This window comes from Streptomyces sp. NPDC057486 (assembly GCF_042802415.1).
Classification (GTDB): domain Bacteria; phylum Actinomycetota; class Actinomycetes; order Streptomycetales; family Streptomycetaceae; genus Streptomyces; species Streptomyces yanii.
Genome location: NZ_JBHVEE010000091.1, coordinates 1 through 19,294 on the forward strand (window position 1 = coordinate 1; position 19,294 = coordinate 19,294).

Sequence of the window (19,294 nt, forward strand, 5' to 3'; positions counted from 1 at the left end):
GCCGTCGTCACCCTGATCCTCGGGGTGACGACGGCCGCCTGTACGGGCTCGCCGGAGCCGGCTCCCGGTGGTGGACGAACGACGGGGCCGAGCGCGGGATCCAGTGCCCCGGCATCCCCCGTGTCCCCTCGGCCGAGCGAGCCCGGTCCGTCGGCCTCGACGAGCATCCTCACCGAGGGCGACAGCGGGCGCACCGTGACCCTCGACAGGGGTGGAACGGTGCAGCTGCGGCTCTCCGGCCGATGGCGCTGGGAGGCTCCCTCGGTCGACGGCGACAGCATTGTGCTCGTACGGGTCGACTACGAATCCGATCCCGGCTTCCGTGCTTGGGAGGTGCGCGCGGTCCACCCGGGCGACGCCGACATCCGGGCCGAAGGACGGCCGGGGCCCAGGCTCTTCCGCATGACCGTGCACGTCGACGGCTGACCACGGGAACCGCGCGTTTCTGTAGTAGGCGTGCGCGATGCGTTGACGGAAGGACTGATCGACCCTACGGCCCCGTTCGAAGATGCGGGCGTCATCCGGGTGGACCGGTCCTGGCCGTTTCCCCCACGCCTGGGCCGGGTTCGCCGGATCGGCTGCCGACCGGTGGGTCTGATTCGTGCGCAACCCCGTGGGACCTGCCGCGCATCATCGGCGACGGGTCCCACGCATGCATACGGACCCCCGGCCGTCGGTTCGTGTCGTGCATGCCTCCCCGCGGCAGATCATTCGCCACGCGGTGCGGCGGGAAACGTGGTTGAGGGTCCTTCCTCGCGAGCACGGGCAACGTACCTGGCCCCTTGATCTGCCGCCGCGGAAACCCAGGGGCTGAAGACCCAGTCGGGTACCGGGGGCGAGCCGCCCTGAGTGCAGAGGGATGAAGTCCCTTACCACCCCTGCAGGGTGGACTTTCGGTCAGGGCTCCGACATTCTGTGCGAACCTTGATCGCGGTTCGGCGTCGATCCGCGAGTCTGTCCGCGAGTCCGTCCTTCGTGAGCAAGGGGATCTCTCATGAGCTCGTCCCGCCTGCCCTCCCGCCGGATCGCCGTGATCTGCGCGGCCGTCGCGCTTGCACTCCCGCTCAGTGCCTGTAGTAGCAGCAGTGATGGCGCGACCGTCAATGGTGCAAAGCTGATCAAGTCCGGCCAGATAACCACCTGTACGCACCTGCCGTACGCACCCTTCCAGTCCGAGAAGGACGGAAAGGTGGTCGGTTTCGATGTCTCGATGATTGATCTGGTCGCCGAGGACCTGGGTGTCAAGCAGGTCGTCGTGGACAAGTCGTTCGAGACGATCAAGACCGGTGCCGACCTCAATGCCAGTGTCTGTGACGTGGCCGCCGCCGGCATGACGATCACCGACGAGCGCAAGCAGAATCTGGACTTCTCCGTCCCGTATTTCGATGCCACCCAGGCCCTGTTGGCGCGCAAGGGCGTCAAGGCGGCGACTGTCGAGGACATCACCGAGCAGAAGCTCAAGCTCGGTTCCCAGTCCTCCACCACCGGCGAGGACTTCGCCCGTGCGCATGGCGCCGACCCTCAGTCCTTCGAGAGCTCCGATGCCGAGCTCAACGGACTGCGTACCGGCCAGGTCGATCTCATCGTGCAGGACTATCCGGTCGTGCAGAACTGGCTCAAGGACCCCGCCAACTCTGCCAAGTTCGAGATCGTGGGCAATCTCGACACCGGTGAGCAGTACGGCTTCGCGGTCCGCAAGGGTGGCAACCCCAAGCTTCTCGCGGCGATCGACCAGGCCATCAAGGACTCGAAGTCCGACGGCACGTACAAGAAGCTGTACGAGCAGTGGATCGGGCCCATGCCGAAGGGTGCCGACGCCCAGTGACCACCCTGATCAACGGTAAGGACCAGGAGGAGACGGCTGCGCGGCCCCGGATGTCGCCACGCCGCCGTCGCCGTATCTCCCACGGGGTGCAGTACGCCGTCTTCGTGGTCGCCGTGGTGGTCGTGGGCGCGCTCGCCGACTGGCAGCAGCTCCAGGAGCAGTTTCTGGACCTGTCGGTCGCCCGGCGGCTCTTCCCCGAACTCATCACGGTCGCGTTGCTGAACACCGTGGTGTACACGCTGACCGGCTTCGGCGTCGGACTCGTACTGGGCCTCGTGGTGGCCCTGATGCGGCTGTCGTCCGTTGCGCCGTACCGCTGGCTCGCGATGGCATACATCGAGTTCTTCCGCGGTCTGCCCGCCCTGCTGATCTTCATCTTCGTCGGGGTGGGCGTCCCGCTGGCCTTCCCGGGGATCGTCTTCCCCGGAGAAACGTACGGGCAGGTCGCCTGCGCCCTCGGCCTGGTCTCCGCCGCGTACATGGCGGAGACCATCCGGGCGGGGATCCAGGCCGTACCGCGCGGCCAGCTGGAGGCGGCGCGCACGCTGGGCATGTCGCACGCCACCGCGATGCGGTCGATCGTGATCCCTCAGGCCTTCCGGATCATCGTGCCGCCGCTCACCAACGAAATGGTCCTGCTCTTCAAGGACTCCTCGCTGGTGCTCTTCCTGGGTGTCACCCTTCAGCAGCGTGAACTCACCAAGTTCGGGCGTGACTTGGCCAGTACGACGGCCAACACCACCCCCATTTTCGTTGCGGGCCTGTGCTACCTCCTGGTCACTGTCCCGCTCGGCTATCTCGTACGGCGCCTCGAGGCCCGTCATGCACAGGCGAGGTGATCACCGGATGGCGGACATGACTGCGGCGATCGAGATCCAGGGGCTGCACAAGTCGTTCGGCAACGTCGAAGTGCTGCGGGGCATCGACTTCACGGTCGCGCCCGGCGAGGTCGTATGCGTCGTGGGCCCCTCGGGGTCGGGGAAGTCGACCCTGCTGCGCTGTGTGAATCTGCTGGAGGAGCCGACCAGCGGCACGGTCACCGTCGGCGGTGTCGACATGACCGATCCGGACATCGATCTGGACGCGATGCGCCGACGCATCGGCATGGTCTTCCAGCAGTTCAACCTCTTTCCTCATCTGAACGTCCTGGACAACCTGACGATTGCTCAGCGTCGGGTTCTCGGACGCGGCAGGGAGGAAGCCGGCCGCGTCGCCCGGGAGAACCTCGCCAAAGTCGGCCTGGCCGACCGCGAGGACAGCTTCCCCTCCCAGCTCTCCGGTGGCCAGCAGCAGCGTGTGGCCATCGCGCGGGCCCTGTCGATGGGGCCGGGGCTGATGCTCTTCGACGAGCCGACCAGTGCGCTCGACCCCGAACTGGTCGGCGACGTGCTGGGGGTCATGCGCACCCTGGCCGACGAAGGCATGACGATGATGGTCGTCACCCACGAGATGGGCTTCGCCCGCGACGTCGCCGACCGCGTGGTCTTCATGGACGGCGGCCGAGTGGTGGAGGAGGGCGCCCCGGAGGATGTACTGGCCCGGCCGGATCACCCCCGGACCAAGGCCTTCCTCGCCCGGGTCCTGCATCCGGACGCCGTGCAGCCCGAGGCCTGACATATCGGTACGGGTCCGCCGCTGGAGCCGCGGCTCACCGTCTCGTCACGGACAGGGGGGCGAGCCGCGGAAGGTGGGACTGCAGCCGCGCCGGACAACGGCGAGCGGCAGTGATCGCGGGTTGCCTCGCTCCGGACAGTGAGCCTGCCCGTACGCAGGTCCCGGCTCCAGGACACGTCAGGATCCCTGCCGGACATGTGTCAGGGGCCGTCCGGAGACGGCCCCTGACACTGTCTGGTGATTACTGCTCGCTGCTTACCAGCTCGACCGTGAAGCCGTGGCCCGTGGAGACGGACGGCGTCTTGATCTCAGTGATCCCGGTTGCGGGGTCCGTGTACCAGCCGGACTCGGCCGAGGCGAACGCCGTCGCGGATTTCAGGTGCTGGAGGCGGCCGTCGTCCATGACCACCTGCGACGGTGCGTCCTTGCCGTGCACGGTGAACCGGTACGCCCGGGTGGCCGGCTTCCCCTGGTAACTTCCCACGCTCGCACCGACCTTGATGAGGGTGCTCGCCTCTCCGTCGGTGGGCGCCTGCACGCGTACGCGTTGCGTCGCCGAGGCGCCCTCGGCGAACTTGCGGGTCACGCCGTCGTCCTCGTACAGCGTGTACGTGCTGGTGCCCTGCGGGTACAGGTCGTAGTCCAGCTCGCTCCGGTCCCGGGTCTGCCAGGACGTCGTGCCCTTCGGCCACATCGGCACGATGGAGCCGCCCTTGACGAACAGGGGCAGGGTGTCGATCGGGGCGTGGTAGCCGTTGACCGTGGTCGGGCCCTGGTAGGTCCGGCCCGTCCAGTAGTCGGTCCAGGTGCCCTTGGGCAGGTAGATGCCGTTACGGGTGTCGGAGTCCTCGTAGACCGGAGCGACCAGGAAGTCGGAGCCCGCCAGGTACTCGTACTTGGCGTTCGCGCCCAGGGTCTCGGGGTCGTCCGGATACTCCAGCCACAGCGGGCGGACCGAGCCCACGCCGGTCTTCGCGGCCTCGGCGGACAGGGTGTAGAGGTACGGCAGCAGGCGCTCCCGCAGTTGGAGGTACTTGCGGTTGATGGAGGTGTACGGTTCGCCGTCCACCCACGGCTGCTGGTTGATCTTCTTCTTGGTCGTCAGGTCCGTCGCCCAGCCGTCCATCGTCATCAGGGCCGGGAGGAACGACTTGGCCTGGAGGTCGCGGGCGTACATCTTGGCGTCGTGGCGGTAGATGCTGCCGACATCACCGGTGTTGTAGGCGATGCCGGACATGGTGGCCCCGGCGTACGTCGGGATCTGCCAGCGGACGAAGTCCCAGGACAGGGACTGGTCGCCGCTCCACAGCACGCCGCAGCGCTGCGCGCCCGCCCAGGAGACGGGCAGCCAGACGAAGCCGCGGGCGTCGCTGTTCTCCTCGATCCCGGACTTGGCCTTGTCGCAGGCGTCCAGCGCCATGCCGTACCCCTGGCCGACCCAGGCGACGTCGAGCTTCGCGACCCGCTGGCCCGCCTTCACCTGGTCGGCGAGCTTGTCCAGGCCGTTCTGGGTCCACAGGCCCAGCTGGGCGTTGTGGTCCTGGAGGCCCTTGGCGGTCTCCGGGAGGTTCTCGTAACCGCAGCCGTAGCCGTCGTTGACGAGCATCCAGCCCAGCGGCATCTGGTTCTGCGTGTAGCCGTCGGCGACCTTCAGAGCGTCCAGGGTGTGGCGCTCGCCCTGGTTGGCGTTGTGCAGGTAGCAGTCGGCGTCACCGGGTTCGAGGCCGTACACCGGCGGCATGAACGGCTTGCCGACCAGGGCGGTGTACTTGCCGATCACCTCCTTCGCGTCCCCGGTGAAGTAGTACGCGTCGAGGCGACGTTCCTGCTGGCCCGTCTGGACCGGGGAGCCGAAGTGGTAGACGCCGGGTGCGAAGGTGTTGCGGTAGACGCCGTAGCCGGCACTGGAGAGGTAGAAGGGCTGGGAGTTGTTGTAACCGCCCTCGTTCCAGTTGGTGTTGTTGGCGACGTACACCGTCTTGTCGCGGTGCGAGAAGCTGCCGTTCTGCTCGCCGCCGCCGAAGAACTGCTCGTCCGCGCCGCGCTCCAGACTCTGCCGCATTCCTCCGGTGGACCAGCGCAGGGGCTTGTCCTCCTGCCAGATCCGGGTCCGGTTGTCGGCCTTGTAGAGACCGAAGCGCAGCGGCTTCTTGTAGACGCGAAGTACGGCGTCGGGGGAGCGGATTCCGTAGTAGTCGCCCTTGTCGAACGTGCTGGTGTGCTTCTGCAGGGCGGGTTGCCTGCGGATGATCTCCGTGCCGGCGGGATCGGTGAACTCCCCGGTGGGCGTGGCCTGGAGACGCAGTTGACCATCGGTCAGGAAGTCGGCCTTCGCCTTGAGCTCTCCCGCCTCGATGGAGTAGCTGCCATTGCTCCCGCCGAAGGAGGTCAGGTTTCCCGAGTCGGTCGTCTCGGGCAGGTACGCCTTGCCGGTGAAGGAGTTGTCGGTGACGTCGTACGGCACGACGATCACGTGGTACGTCCCGTCGGCCCGGGGGATCACCGTGGCCTCGGGGTCGGCCGTGCCCGCGCTGGAGGCGACCTGCTTGCCGGCGGAGTCGTAGATGTACATGTCGAAGTCCTCGGCGGGCTTCTGCCACTCGATGGAGATCGGCACCCCGCCCTCCGGGTTGTCGTCCCAGTAGCCCTCGGGCGTCGACACGGTGAGGTCGAAGCGGTCGCAGACCTTGTTGTCCGGGTCGTCGGCCGCGGACGGACACTCCTTGGGGCCGCCGACGGTCCCCTTGGGGTAGACGGGGCTCTGCCAGGTGACGCTCTTGTGGGCCTCGTCGAGCACGGCGCTCGCGGGGGTCGCCGCGTGGGCGGACTCGGCCGGGGCGCCGAGCAGGGCGGCGGCCAGGGCGGCGACCAGACCCGTCGTGGCCAGGGCGGTCCAGCGGGACCGGTGTTGAAGTCTTCGCACGGGATGCATCCCTTTCGAACCAAGCACTGGATGTTTGCAAATGCTTGAACATGCGTGAGTTCGCGCAACTTCTCGCGCGAGGATTCACCCTCAGGCGGGTGCATGTCAACGGTCCGGCGGGATGTCGGCTTCGCCGAAAGAGCGGCCTGCCAAGGGAGTTGCGCCACCGATACGCCCGGTTCGCGGCCGCCTCGTGGGGGCGTCACGTACGGCTTGTAGCCGCGCGTCCTGTGCGGCGGATTGCCCGGCGGTCCGCGGGCAGGGCCACCGGTTCGCTCTGCGGCTTCGCGCGGATGCTGCCGAAGCACGGGACGTCGCGCACGCGGGTCATGGCAACGACGGGCTTCGCCCTGGTCAAGGCCCTCGTCGGTGAACTCTCATGTTCCGGCACCAGGCCCGGCCGTTCGTTCGGCGGGGGCCTCCGCCACGCCTGAGGCGTCCCCGATCCAGCCTCGTTCGCGTGCCAGCAGCGCGATCTGGAAGCGGGTTCGCGCGCCGAGGAGTTCGGCGGTCTCACTGATGTGCTTCTGGATCGTCCGTCGGCTCAGCCCCAGGACCCGGGCGATCGCGTCGTCCGTCAGACCCGCGCACATCAGGGAGAGGATGTCCCGCATCCGCCCCGTAGGCCGGCCGTCCGGTTCCGCCGCAGTGATCGGTGGCCGACCGGGGCCGCTGTCCAGCGACACCGGGGTCGCCCGTTCCCAGACGCTTTCGAAGAGCGCGGTGAGCACTTCGAGAAGCGTGGCCGAGTGCACGATGAGCGAACCCGCGGACGGGTCCTCCTGCCGCAGCGGCATGATGCCGGCCGTCACGTCGAACACCACCAGCTTCATCGGGAGCCCGGCCAGCAGCCGCAGTTCCCCGCCCCGGGCTGTTCCGCTCAGGGCGGTGCGCAGCGAAACGGTGTCGGTCATCCCGTCGGCGTCGTACACCGACCGGAGCCGCACTCCGTCGGGCACCGGTACCTCCGGGGGCGGCGCGTCCGAAACAGCTGCGAGGTCAGTCGGCACCGAGGTGCGGTCGAGCACCGCGGACCGGGTGACGTACGGAGGTTTGGCGAGGTGGAGCACCTCGTGCCGACTGGACGCGAGCAGCTGCGCGTAACGTACCCCGACCTGCTCGACGCTCTCCACGACCTCGAACAGGTCGGAGGTGACCCGACGGTGCGACGCCGAGCGGTATGCCTCGTGCAACCGCTCCATGTACAGCTCCGCCCGCGCAAGCTCCTGCCGCTTCTGGGCCAGCAGCGAACCGAGAGTGGAGCGGGGCGGGCCCGCGCTCCAGCGCGTGGGCCGGTCACCGACGCGGATGACCAGGTGCTCGTTCTCCAGTGCCTGCAGGGCGCGTTCGGCGGCTGTCGGAGTGACCCCGAGCGCTTCGGCAACCGCCTCGCTGCTCAGCTCCGGGTGCGTGACCAGGCATTCGAGTACCCGGCCGGCCAGGGGGCCCAGACCGGTCCCGGCCCACGGCAAATCCGACGACACCGCCACAGCTGTCTCTCTTTCGGCGTGCTGGCGAGGCCGATCGTACGCGGCGGAGTCGGCCGGAGGGATTACGTGCGCGTTACATCACTGTACGGCCGGTGCGGAGCCGTTCCGTTCCTGTCTGTTCCTGTTCACATCTGCGCAGTTGCGCGGACCCGCACTCCGGACCTCCTTGCCCGGCGGATTGCGCGCCGGACAGGGTGATCACAAGCCACCGTCGCGACGGTGCGTCGAAACCTGTTCGGACATTCGGTGCCCAGTCGAGACATGCAGGCATGTGGGAGATGTTCATGCCGCAACCCAACTTCGCACCGCTGCGCGGAAGGTGGACCTCACTTCGATCGTCCGAGCCTTCATCGGAACACGCGAGTCGGCGCCGCAACGCCACAAGGGTCATGTCTTCGTCGCATGGCCAAGCGGTAGCACGCCGCCGCACATCTTCACGCCGGAGGCGCACCGAGCCTCCTGTTCCCCACCCCCACCGGCGTCACCACGCGTCCGGACAGAAGGAGTTACAGCAGTGCCGAACAACTCCCGTGACAACAGTGGCATATCGCCTCATGAGCCTCTCTCGCATCGTGGAATCTTCACATATGGGCGCGTCGCGACAACTGCGGCCGTCGCCGTGGCCGCGCTCATCGTCTCGGCCCTCCCCGCCTCGGCCACCGTCGCTGCCCCGGTCGGCACGGATCAACCATCACGGCAGATAGCGGCGGAGCCCCGACCCGGTGCCAGGTCCGTCGCGCTCTCCCCCGCGCAGCGCAGGAAGCTGCTCGAGGCTGCGACCGACGCGCGTGCCACCACCGCCCGTTCACTGAAGCTGGGCGATCGGGAGGAGCTGATACCCAAGGACGTCGTCAAGGACGCCGACGGCACCGTGCACACCCGCTACGAGCGCACCTACGCGGGCCTGCCCGTCATCGGCGGCGACCTGGTGGTCCACGAGCGGGGCGCGGCCCGCACCGTCACCGAGGCGTCGGACGCGGAGGTGTCGGTGCCGACGACCGAGGCCGCCGTCACGGCCGCGACGGCGGGGAAGTCCGCCCTGGCCGCAGCGAAGACCGAGAAGACCCGGGACGCGACCGCGGACGGCTCACCGAAGCTTGTCGTCTGGCTCGGGAACGGAAGGCCCACGCTCGCCTGGCAGTCCGTCGTCGGCGGCGTCCAGGAGGACGGCACCCCGAGCAGCCTGAGCGTGGTGACCGACGCGACGACCGGCAAGCAGCTCCAGAGCGTCGAGCAGATCCGCACCGGCACCGGTCAGAGCCAGTACAGCGGCCAGGTGGAGATCGGCACCGTGCACAACGGCAGCCTCTACGAGCTGACCGACCCCGAGCGCGGCGGCCACAAGACGTACGACCTCACCGGCGTCGGCGGCAACGGCGTCCTCGTCACCGACGAAGACGACATCTGGGGCGACGGAACGACGGCCAGCCGGCAGACCGCGGCTGTGGACGCCGCCTACGGACAGCGGCAGACCTGGGACTTCTACCACGACCGGTTCGGCCGCAACGGCATCGCCGACAACGGTGTCGGGGCCTACTCCCGGGTCCACTACGGCGACGGATACGCCAACGCCTTCTGGGACGACCGGTGTTTCTGCATGACCTACGGCGACGGCCTGAACAACGCCAAGCCGCTGACCGAACTCGACATCGCCGCCCACGAGATGACTCACGGCGTCACCTACGCCACCGCGAACCTGACCTACTCCGGTGAGTCCGGCGGCCTGAACGAGGCCACCAGCGACATCATGGGCACCTCCGTGGAGTTCTTCGTCAACAACTCCACCGACGTGCCCGACTACATGATCGGCGAGCTTGCCGACGTCCGCGGCACGGGCAAGCCGCTGCGCTACATGGACCAGCCCTCCAAGGACGCCTCCGCCAAGGGCACCTCGCAGGACTACTGGACCCCCGAAACGAGGAAGCTCGACCCGCACTTCAGCTCCGGCGTGGCCAACCACTTCTTCTACCTGCTCTCCGAGGGCAGCGGGAAGAAGACCGTCAATGGCATCGCCTACGACAGCCCCACGTACGACGGCCTGCCGGTCGTCGGTCTCGGCCGGCGCGACGCGACCGCCGTCTGGTACCGGGCGCTGACTCTCTACATGACCAGCAGCACCGACTACGCGGGCGCCCGCACCGCCACCCTCCAGGCCGCCGCCGACCTGTTCGGCCAGACCAGCGACGCCTACGAGGCCGTCGGCAACGCCTGGGCGGCCGTCAATGTCGGCGCCCGCTATGTGAACCACATCGCCGTGATCGCCCCCTCCACGCGGAAGTCGGCCGTCGGTCAACCGACCAGCCGTCGGATCGAGGCGACGAGCTCCCGGCCGGGCCGCCTCACGTACTCCGCGGAAGGGCTGCCCCAGGGCCTTTCCATCAACGCCGAAACGGGCCTGATCACCGGCACTCCGAGGAAGGCCGGTGACTTCGCGGCGGCCGTCACCGTCAAGAACTCTCCGACGGTCAAGCGCACGGTGCGATTCGTGTGGACCGTCCTGGCCTCCGGCGGTGACTTCTTCGTCAACCCCGCCCGGTTCGACATCCCCAACTGGAAGTCCATCGAGTCACCACTCATCGTCAGCGGCCGCAAGGGCAACGCCCCCAGTGACCTCAAGGTCACCATCGACCTCCACCACCCGTGGGTCGGCGGTCAGGTGATCAGCCTGGTCAGCGAGAACGGCACGGAGATCCCGGTCAAGAACTGGTACTGGGACACCGGCGAGGGCGAGCTGCACACCACCTACACGGTCGACGCGTCGGCGGTCCCCGCCAACGGCACCTGGAAGCTCCGGGTCCAGGACGACACCCCCGGCATCTTCACCGTCGACCCCGGCTACCTCGACAGCTGGAGCCTCACCTTCTGACCGTTCTTCTCCACCGCACCGCCCACACCCGCCGCGCCCGGTCCACCGGGCGCGGCGGTACGTATTTCTCCCTGCCGGCGACCGGTCGGCGAGGCTGCGGTGATGGGCTTCCCGAGCGCGTTCCGGGGCGACGGGGCCGGGGACCACTGGGCCGTCCGACTGGCTGGGCGGCTGGACGCCGTCGGCCTCCTGAAAGGGGTGTCCGCGCTGCGCCGACCCGTGTGCTCGCGGGCGCGGGCGGCCTATCGTGGGGGTGGGCCGCCCCGCCCCGGCGCCCGTCCGGTATTGCCGTGTCGAAGCGCTTCGACACGTCCTCTGGACACGCTCTGCGAGCGGAGTTACTCTCGCACTGCTGTGCATGTCACAGCAGGGAAGGGGCGCAGTCGAAGCGCTTCGCTCCTTACTTCTGATCTGCTGCCGATCCCTTGTCCGTGCCCCTCGATCCACTGTCGTCCTGTGATGGAGAGCTGAATGGTCACCCTTGCCGAGGTCGCCCAGCACGCCGGAGTGTCCGCGAGCACGGTGAGCTATGTCCTCAGTGGGAAGCGGTCCATCTCCATGTCCACCCGGGAGCGGGTGGAGCGGAGTATTCAGCAGCTCGGGTACCACCCCAACGCCGGGGCCCGCGCCCTCGCGAGCAGCCGGTCCAACATCATCGCGCTCATGGTGCCGCTGCGCACCGACATGTATGTGCCCGTGATGATGGAGATCGCCATCGCCGTCGCCACCACCGCCCGCACCCATGGATATGACGTCCTGCTCCTCACCGGGGAGGAAGGTCCGACGGCGGTGCGCCGGATCGCGGGCAGCTCGCTCGCCGACGCCATGATCCTGATGGATGTGGAACTCCACGACGAGCGGCTGCCGCTGCTCCGCGAGACCGACCGGGCCGCCGTGCTGATCGGCCTGCCCGCCGACACCGACGGACTGACCTGTGTGGACCTCGACTTCGAGGCGACCGGAGCACTCTGTGTGGAGCACCTCGCCGGGCTCGGACACCGCGAGATCGCCGTGATCGGCGAGGCGGCGGCGGTGTACGAGCGGCACACCGGCTTCGCCGAGCGGACGGTGGACGGCGTGCGGGCGAAGGCGCAGGAGGCAGGGGTGCGGGTGCTGCACCGGTCCTGCGAGGGCGGGTACGCGGCGATGGCCCAGACCCTGGCCCGGATCTTCGACGAACGGCCCGGAACCAGCGGGTTCATCGTGCAGAACGAGGCGGCCGTCGAGCCGCTGCTCAATCTGTTGCGGCAGCAGGGAAGGGCGGTGCCCGAGGACGTGTCGGTGGTCGCGATCTGCCCGGAGCAGGTGGCCTCTCAGGCCTCGGTGCGTCTCACCTCGGTCGCCATACCGGCGCAGGAGATGGGGCGGCGCGCCGTCGAGCACGTCGTGGCGAAGCTCGGCGGGCGCGGGACGGACGAAGTCGAGCTGCTGACACCGGAGTTGACAGTGCGGGCGAGCACCGGGCCGGCTCCGGATTGATCGGTGCGGTGTGTTCGACCCGTTCGGGTGGCCGGTTCGCCGGTGTTGCGCGGTACGCAGCGGGGCTGTAGCGAAGAAGGAGGTCAACGGGCCCGGAAATGAATCTGGTTGCTGGAGATGCGACGTGATAACTTCGCGATCAGTTGTGGAGGGAGTACCGGCTCGGCGGGGGATGGTCGGTGGTGGCGTACGTGCCGCAGAGGCCGGGCGAGGCCGATGCTTATCTGATCGGGGCGCTGGTCAACGAATTATGTGCGCTGGACTGCGTGCGCGATCCTGATCAGTGCGTTCAATTCGTGTCATTCGTCGGGATGCAGCTCGGCGTGGAGGTCACCTACCTGCGGAAGAATCCGCGGGTCGACATGCTCTCTCTCGTCATGGACGTGCTGAAGCGCGATGGAGGTCTCGACGCGCTCATCTTCGGCGTGAGCGTCGTCGCCGGTCCCGAGGACTCGGCCCGGTTGGCCCGGCTGACGGGAAGCGGATGGTCGGGTGAGCCCGTGCCGGAACTGCCACCGGAATTCGACGACGCCGCGGCGCAGGAGATCCGGCGGCTGCTTGCCGAGGTGCGGGGCGGCGACGACGGCCGTCTGCACGCGGTCCTCAACCACGAGCTGGGTGTCGACGTTCCCCACGGCCAGTCCCCCTCCCAGCGCTTCGACTATCTGTGCGAGGTCAACACCCAGGCCGACGGATTACCCCCGGCCCTCGTCCTCGTCGAGATCCTCGCGGTCGAGCAGCAACCGGCACTCCGCGAGAAGCTCAGGGAGTGGTCGGACCGGTGGGCCCGGGAGGCCGGCCCGGAGGCCGTGAGGGGTCTGGACGACCGCAGGCGCGCGATCGCGGCTCTGCCGAGGGTCGACCCGGAAGTGCCACGTTGTCTCGTCGTGATGGTGGAGCCCGCCGATGACGGTTCGGCCGATATCTACGTACGGCATTGGGTCAATGCGGCGCCGGGCTACTGGGAGCCGGTCGCCGGAGATGTGGAACGTGCGACCACCGACACCCTGGCGACAGCGGTAGAGCGTGCCATCAGCCGCGGCGAGGCCCGCTGGGAGGATGTGGCGGAGACCGAGAACGACGCGCCTGTGCAGGTCGAGTTCGTACTACCGTTCCAGTTCCTCAATCACGACATGGCCCGGCTCGAACTGGGTACGCGGACTCGTGACCCGCTGCCGATCGGTCTTCGCTACCATATTCACCTGCGGAGCCTCGAACGCATGAGAACCCGGGACCCCGGGCAGTTGAGGCGGTGGCGGGCCCGTTGGCGTCGGCTCAAAAAGACCGGTGTAGCCGAGGCGTACCGCTGGCACGGCGAGGAGAGCGGGCAACTCGACCGCTGGCGTGCCACGCTGGCATCGGAGCCACGTCTGACCGCGGTCATACTCGATGTTCCCCCACTGCCCGGCCGCGGTCTGGAAGCACTCATCGCCGCAATCACCGAGGGAGTGGGCCTTGCAGCCTGGGACCGCAGACTGGACAGCCCCGACCTGGCGGGCGAGGTGCTGACCTTGCTGCTCGCCCACACTCCTTCGCAACTGCCAGCGAAAGTAAGCCAGTTACGTAAAGAAGCCGAGGGAATGGGTCGCGGCTCCTTGTTCGTGGGAAGACATCTTGCGTTTTTCTGGGACGACCCCAACCGCCTGGTCGACTGTGAGGAGTTGACGGCATGACCGAGCAGGACTCGGCATCGCGGCCTGTCACGCCCCCCTCCTGGAGGGTGTTCCACGCAACGGGACAGGCCCCCGCAGGGGAGCTGCCGGGGCTTCCGTCGCCGCCGCCCTGGAGAGTGTTCTCCGGAAGTCCTCTGCAGCAGGCTCCGCCCGACGACGCACAGTCCGCGCTGCGCCGCCTCGGCATCGTGCAGGAGGGCCCCCAATTACGTGGCGAGGAGATCGACGCGGTCAACGCCGCGCTCCTGCTGCGCCGCCCGTTGCTGATCACCGGGCCGCCCGGGGTCGGCAAGTCGACCCTCGCCTATCTGGTCGCGCGGGAACTGGGGCTCGGCCGGGTGCTGCCCTGGAGCATCGTGAGCCGCACGACTCTGCGCGGCGGTCTGTACGAGTACGACGCCATCGGGCGGGCGCAGGCCATCGCGGCCTGGCGTGCTGGAGGGAACGCAGGGGCGGACACCCCGGGCAGTGCCCCCGCTCTCGGGGACTTCCTGACCCTCGGCCCGCTGGGAACAGCTCTCCTCGCGTACGCACGTCCCCGCGTCCTGCTCGTCGACGAGCTCGACAAGAGCGATATCGACCTGCCCAACGACCTGCTCCATGTGCTGGAGAACGGCAGTTATGAGATCCCGGAACTGGTGCGGGCCGGTGCGGCGGACGTATCCGTCTTCACCGACGACCCCCACAGCCGGGCCGTCATCGAGTCCGGCCGGGTCGAGTGCGCGGAGTTCCCCGTCGTCGTGATCACGAGCAACGGTGAACGCGAATTCCCGGCCGCCTTCCGTCGACGCTGTCTGCCCCTGGAGATGCGCCCGCCCAGCCGCGAGCAGCTCGTCTCCATCGTCGTCAGCCATCTGCATCAACGGCCCGAAGGGATCGAGGCACTCGTGGACGACTTCGTCAGGCGCCTGGACGGCGGCGGCACGCAGTCGGTCGATCAACTGCTCAACGCCGTGCAACTCACCACGGCTCACGGACTCCGGGCCGACAGCGACGGGCGTAAACTCATTGAGATGCTTCTCCGCGACCTCTCGAAAGGCCGCTGATGAACGGCTCGCCACGGGAACGCGCCCCGGACTCGACGGCCACGTCGAGTGGCACCGTCACCCCTGACACGGACGGCGACGCGAGCTGGCGGGACCTCGGCGACGGTCTCTGGCTGGCGGCGGCATGGCGTCGGGCGGGCCGGTCCTCCCACGGAGAGACGGACAGCACCCCGGCGCTCTTGTCCGACGACGAGCTGACCCTCCCCGATGTCGCGGCTCCTCCTTCGGAACAGGGGGCGCCGGAAGTTGTGCCCGCCGGGGGCACGACCGGCATGGACGCCCGCGATCTCGTGTTGCGCACGATCGAGGAGGCCCGGGGCAGCCTGCCGGAGGCCGTGCTCCCGAGGGCGGTGCGTCCCGCACGGCGCGTGGTGCCGCTGCGCCTGGCCAAGGCCCTGCGCGGGCTCGGCCGACGCGTCCCTTCGCGCCACCTGAACCGTCTCGACGAGGCACGCACGGCCGAGAACGGCCTGATCGACGGATTGTGGATCCCCTACCTCGAACCGGTCCAGGAGCGTGCCTTCGATCTGATGCTGCTCGTGGACAGCGCGCCCACCATGCCCGTATGGGGCAGCACCGTGAGCCAGCTGGTCGATGAGGCGGTGCGCAGCGGCGCGTTCCGGGACGTCCGTACGGCCGATGTCTCGCTGCCCGGCGGAGCGGCGCCGGTCCTGCGCTGGCCGGGCAACCGGCAGGCCGACCCCGCGGAGCTGCTCGACGGCCGCGGGTCACGGCTCTTCCTTGTCGTCACCGACGGGCTGGCGCCCAGCTGGGCGGAGCGCGGGGCCGACGAACTGCTGGGAAGGCTCTCGGCGGCCGGCCCCACGGCGCTCGTCCATCTGCTGCCTACGTATCTGCGCCACCGGTCCTCGGTCTACCCCTTCCGGGCCCGGCTGGACGCAGCGGGATTCGGTGCACTCAACCGGCACTTCCTGTGCCATCCCGTGCACGGCGTACCCGAGCATGCCCACGCCCTGCCCGATGCGGGTGACGGATCCGTCGCCGTACCCGTCCTCAGCCTCCGCCCTGGTTCGTTCCGGGCCTGGGCCGATCTCGTCACCGGCGAACGCGGCACACGACGAGCGCTGCCGGTGGTCCTGGCCGGAGCCATGGCCAAGGGCGTGTCCGCACCCGGTCTGCGGACCCCCAGGATCGACGGCCCCCGCGCAGCGGCGGACGCGGTACGGAGATTCGTCGCGTTGGCCAGTCCGCTCGCACGCCAGCTGGCCGTGCTGCTGGCCGTGGCGCCGATGCGCTTCGACGTCATCGAGGAGCTGCGCGACCGGGCCTTTCCCGAGTCCGGCCCCCACCATCTGGCCGAGATCATGATGGGCGGCCTCATCGATTGGCAACGGGACGGCGAAGGCGGGCCCGACTTCGCCGACGGGGTGCGCGAAGCGCTGCTGGCAACGAGCAGCCGCACCCAACTCGCCCGAGCCGTGGGCCTGCTGGCGGAGTCGCGGGCCGGCCGGGCGCAGGGCATCCGGCTCCGGGCGGCCCTGCAGGACCCGGCGCAGGCGGCGCTGCCGAACCGCGAGGGCGGTCCGGCGTGGCTGCGCATCGAACTGGCCGTCCTGCGGGCACTGGGAGGTACCCCCTACCGGCGCCGGGCAGCGCGTCTGAACGGCCGGCTGCTGCACGGCGGCGCGGTCTCGGCAGCGGAGGCGACCAGAGATGATAAAGAGGCATTTGATGTGAATGAGAATGCCCCCGCTCTCCGGTCGCATCCGGCCGTTCCACCAGGAGGATCTGTGTCGCCCACGACACCCGTAACAGTTGACGAGGATGCCCGGAGGGCCGGCCAGAACATGGAAGTCACAGCACCGGAGCTACGATTCGTCCGCACCGGCCAGCCGAAGATCATGGGCAATGTGCCACCGAAGAACCCCAACTTCACCGGTCGGGAAAGTCTTCTGGCCGCAGTCGAACGGCAGTTGCGGGAAGACGAGACCACGGCCGTCCTCCCGCACGCGCTGCACGGCATGGGCGGTGTCGGGAAGTCGCAGATCGCCGTGGAGTACGTCTACCGCCACAGCGGCGAGTTCAACGTCATCTGGTGGATCCCGGCGGAGCAGGAGAACCTGATCCTCGGTGCTCTCGCCGATCTGGCCCGCAGCCTGGGCCTGGAGGTGGGCCCGCAGGCCAACGCCGCGGTGCCCGCCGTGCGCGAGGCGCTCCGCACCGGCAAGCCGTTCGACAACTGGCTGCTGGTCTTCGACAACGCCGAAGACATCGAGGCGGTACGGTCCTACTTCCCCAACGGCGGCCCCGGCAAGATCATTGTCACCTCGCGCAACCGCGAGTGGGAACGCGTTGCCACGCCGCTGAGCGTCGACGTCTTCGACCGGGACGAGAGCATCGCCCTGCTGCAACGCCGTGCCCGCGGCCTGAGCACCGGTGACGCGGACCGGCTCGCCGACGCGCTGGGCGACCTGCCGCTCGCGGTCGAGCAGGCAGGTGCCTGGCATGCCGCGACCGGTATGCCCGTGGACGAGTACCTCGGCCTGCTGGAGGAGCGCCGGCCCGAGATCCTCGAGCTCGACCCGTCCCCCGACTACCCGCTGCCGGTCGCAGCGGTCTGGGACATCTCGCTGGGACGTCTCTCGCAGGACAACCCGGCGGCACGTCAACTCCTGGAGATCTGCGCGTGCATGGCGCCGGAACCCATCCCGCTCAACCTGTTCAGGGGCGGGCGCAACATTGAGATCACCCCCGAGCTGGACCCCGTCCTGCGCGACCCGCTGCTGCTCGCCCGCGCCACGCGTGACCTCAGCAAACTGTCCCTGGTGAGACTGGACCACAAGACGGCCACCCTGCAGATGCACCGGCTGATGCAGAACGTCATCGTGGCCAGGATGGATCCCGAGGAGCAGGTCAGGATGACGCGGGCGGCCCACCTCCTGCTCACGACGGCCAAGCCCGGCGCCCCCGCCTCACCGGACCAGTGGCCCGCCTACCAGGCGATCCTGCCGCATGTGATCGCCTCCGGAGCGGTGGAGAGCTCCGACGCCTGGGTCCGTGACCTCGTCTACGACATGGTGTTCTTTCTCTACTACTGGGGTGCGCACGAGTCGGGTGCGGCACAGGCCCGACTGGCCTGGTCCGCGTGGCGCGCCCAGTCCGGGGACGAGGACCTGCACGTCATCAGGATCACCAAGCTCCTCGGCTTCTATCTGCGACTGCTCGGGCGCCCCGACGAGGCGGTCGTGCACAACGAGCGCGCCCTGGCGATCTCGCGCGGTGCACAGATCCCGGACGAGGAACTCATCGACTCCATGTGGCAGATGGCGGGTGCGCTGCGGTACAGGGGTGAAATCCAGGCGGCCTGCGATCTGGACGAGGAAGCCTTCACCCGGGCGAGTGACCTGTTCGGGCCCGAGGACCCTGCCACCCTGAGCGCGGCAAACGACTACTGTGTGTCGCTCCGGGTGGGCGGCCGGTTCGACACCGCGAAGGCAATCGACGAAGAGACGGCGCGTCAGCGTGAGCTTCTGTACGGACCGGCGAGCGGACTCACCCTCAACACGCTGAGCGGACTGGTGATGGACATCCGCGAGGCGGGCGACTACCTCGGGGCGCGTGCACTGCAGGAGTCCAACTACCAGGCCTATGTGAACCACTTCGGCGAGACCAACGCGTCCACCATTCGTGCGGCTCTCAATCTTGCCGTGTGCCGTCGGAGGGCGGGTGTGACCGAGGGCGGCGCCGCTCTGGCAGAGCAGACGCTGGACCGGTTCACCACACGCTACGGTCTGAACAACATCGATGCCCTCGGCGCGGCGACCCATGCCATGGTCGAGCGACGCCTGAACGGCGACCTTGTGGGATCCCGGGAGCTGGGTGAGCGGACGCTTTCCGCGTATCGGTCGATGCTCGGTGACCGCCACCCGAATACCCAGTTCGCCAGGGTGAATCTGGCTGCCACGCTTCGAGGCCAGGGAGACATCGACAAGGCCGAAGCCCTGGATTCCCAGGCGTTGCAGCTGTTGGAGAGCAATCTGGGTGAAAACCATCTCAGTACGCTCACCGCGTCCATGAGCCGGGCCAACAATCACTATGCCCGGCTGGACTTCGCGAAGGCCAGAGCTGCCGACGCGATCATCCTTCCGCGGCTCATCGAGGCCGCGGGAGCCGACCACCCGCTCACCCTGGTCTGCACGGCCAATCTCGCACTGGACCAGCGAGGCCTGGGTGAGTCGGCAGAGGCCGAACGTCTCAACTCAGCTGCAGTCGAAGGGCTTTCACGCGTACTCGGGGAAAGCCACCCCTGGCACACATCGGCCAGGCTGCACCAGCGCATCGAATGCGATATCGCACCGCTGCCGTTCTGACGTGCAGGAGCAACGGAGGAAGAAGCTCTCGGCCCGGTCCGCAGCCT

The 19,294-nt window shown here is 68.5% G+C and carries 10 protein-coding genes and 1 pseudogene; 9 read left to right on the plus strand and 2 right to left on the minus strand.

Features of this window, described 5'->3' with window-relative positions; all coding sequences use genetic code 11:
- From ACFU6I_RS32370 to ACFU6I_RS32385, 4 genes and pseudogenes are all read left to right on the plus strand, one after another.
- A pseudogene (locus ACFU6I_RS32370) lies at positions 1 to 426 on the plus strand (hypothetical protein); the annotation flags it as partial.
- A 568-nt stretch (positions 427 to 994) separates the two neighbouring features.
- Positions 995 to 1,825: an ABC transporter substrate-binding protein gene (locus tag ACFU6I_RS32375; RefSeq protein WP_384373082.1), complete on the plus strand. Its 831-nt coding sequence runs from the start codon at positions 995 to 997 to the stop codon at positions 1,823 to 1,825.
- Between the two features lie 50 nt (positions 1,826 to 1,875).
- Positions 1,876 to 2,664 carry an amino acid ABC transporter permease gene (locus tag ACFU6I_RS32380; RefSeq protein ID WP_384373121.1) on the plus strand — a complete coding sequence of 263 codons (789 nt, stop codon included), beginning with the start codon at positions 1,876 to 1,878 and terminating at the stop codon, positions 2,662 to 2,664.
- A 7-nt stretch (positions 2,665 to 2,671) separates the two neighbouring features.
- Positions 2,672 to 3,439 (plus strand): amino acid ABC transporter ATP-binding protein, encoded by a 768-nt coding sequence (locus tag ACFU6I_RS32385; RefSeq protein WP_384373084.1) that lies wholly within the window; start codon positions 2,672 to 2,674, stop codon positions 3,437 to 3,439.
- Between the two features lie 241 nt (positions 3,440 to 3,680).
- Here the strand turns inward: ACFU6I_RS32385 and ACFU6I_RS32390 are convergent, their stop codons facing one another.
- Positions 3,681 to 6,362 carry a TIM-barrel domain-containing protein gene (locus ACFU6I_RS32390; protein WP_384373086.1) on the minus strand — a complete coding sequence of 894 codons (2,682 nt, stop codon included), beginning with the start codon at positions 6,360 to 6,362 and terminating at the stop codon, positions 3,681 to 3,683.
- Positions 6,363 to 6,739: 377 nt separating this feature from the next.
- Positions 6,740 to 7,846 carry a LuxR C-terminal-related transcriptional regulator gene (locus tag ACFU6I_RS32395; protein ID WP_384373088.1) on the minus strand — a complete coding sequence of 369 codons (1,107 nt, stop codon included), beginning with the start codon at positions 7,844 to 7,846 and terminating at the stop codon, positions 6,740 to 6,742.
- A 625-nt stretch (positions 7,847 to 8,471) separates the two neighbouring features.
- On the opposite strand from ACFU6I_RS32395, the gene ACFU6I_RS32400 reads away from it, so the two are divergent.
- The 5 genes from ACFU6I_RS32400 (at position 8,472) to fxsT (ending at position 19,247) form a co-directional block, all read left to right on the plus strand.
- Entirely contained in the window at positions 8,472 to 10,718 is a 2,247-nt protein-coding gene (locus ACFU6I_RS32400; RefSeq protein WP_384373090.1) for a M4 family metallopeptidase, read from the plus strand.
- A gap of 471 nt (positions 10,719 to 11,189) precedes the next feature.
- The gene (locus ACFU6I_RS32405) at positions 11,190 to 12,197 is read left to right on the plus strand and encodes a LacI family DNA-binding transcriptional regulator (protein WP_384373092.1); all 1,008 of its coding nucleotides are present in this window, start codon (positions 11,190 to 11,192) and stop codon (positions 12,195 to 12,197) included.
- A 182-nt stretch (positions 12,198 to 12,379) separates the two neighbouring features.
- Positions 12,380 to 13,870, plus strand: coding sequence for a hypothetical protein (locus tag ACFU6I_RS32410; RefSeq protein ID WP_384373094.1), 1,491 nt, complete (start codon positions 12,380 to 12,382; stop codon positions 13,868 to 13,870).
- A complete protein-coding gene (locus ACFU6I_RS32415; protein ID WP_384373096.1) occupies positions 13,867 to 14,916 on the plus strand; it encodes an AAA family ATPase in 1,050 nt (349 codons plus the stop codon). The genes ACFU6I_RS32410 and ACFU6I_RS32415 overlap by 4 nt, the downstream gene beginning before the upstream one ends.
- Positions 14,916 to 19,247 (plus strand): FxSxx-COOH system tetratricopeptide repeat protein, encoded by a 4,332-nt coding sequence (fxsT, locus tag ACFU6I_RS32420; RefSeq protein WP_384373098.1) that lies wholly within the window; start codon positions 14,916 to 14,918, stop codon positions 19,245 to 19,247. Before ACFU6I_RS32415 ends, fxsT begins: the two co-directional genes overlap by 1 nt.
- Positions 19,248 to 19,294 lie beyond the last annotated feature (47 nt).

Coding starts and splice junctions, on each gene's coding strand:
- ACFU6I_RS32405 (WP_384373092.1), top strand. CDS start 11,190: ATGGTCACCCTTGCCGAGGTCGCCCAGCACGCCGGAGTGTCCGCGAGC.
- ACFU6I_RS32380 (WP_384373121.1), top strand. CDS start 1,876: ATGTCGCCACGCCGCCGTCGCCGTATCTCCCACGGGGTGCAGTACGCC.
- ACFU6I_RS32415 (WP_384373096.1), top strand. CDS start 13,867: ATGACCGAGCAGGACTCGGCATCGCGGCCTGTCACGCCCCCCTCCTGG.
- ACFU6I_RS32375 (WP_384373082.1), top strand. CDS start 995: ATGAGCTCGTCCCGCCTGCCCTCCCGCCGGATCGCCGTGATCTGCGCG.
- fxsT (WP_384373098.1), top strand. CDS start 14,916: ATGAACGGCTCGCCACGGGAACGCGCCCCGGACTCGACGGCCACGTCG.
- ACFU6I_RS32385 (WP_384373084.1), top strand. CDS start 2,672: ATGGCGGACATGACTGCGGCGATCGAGATCCAGGGGCTGCACAAGTCG.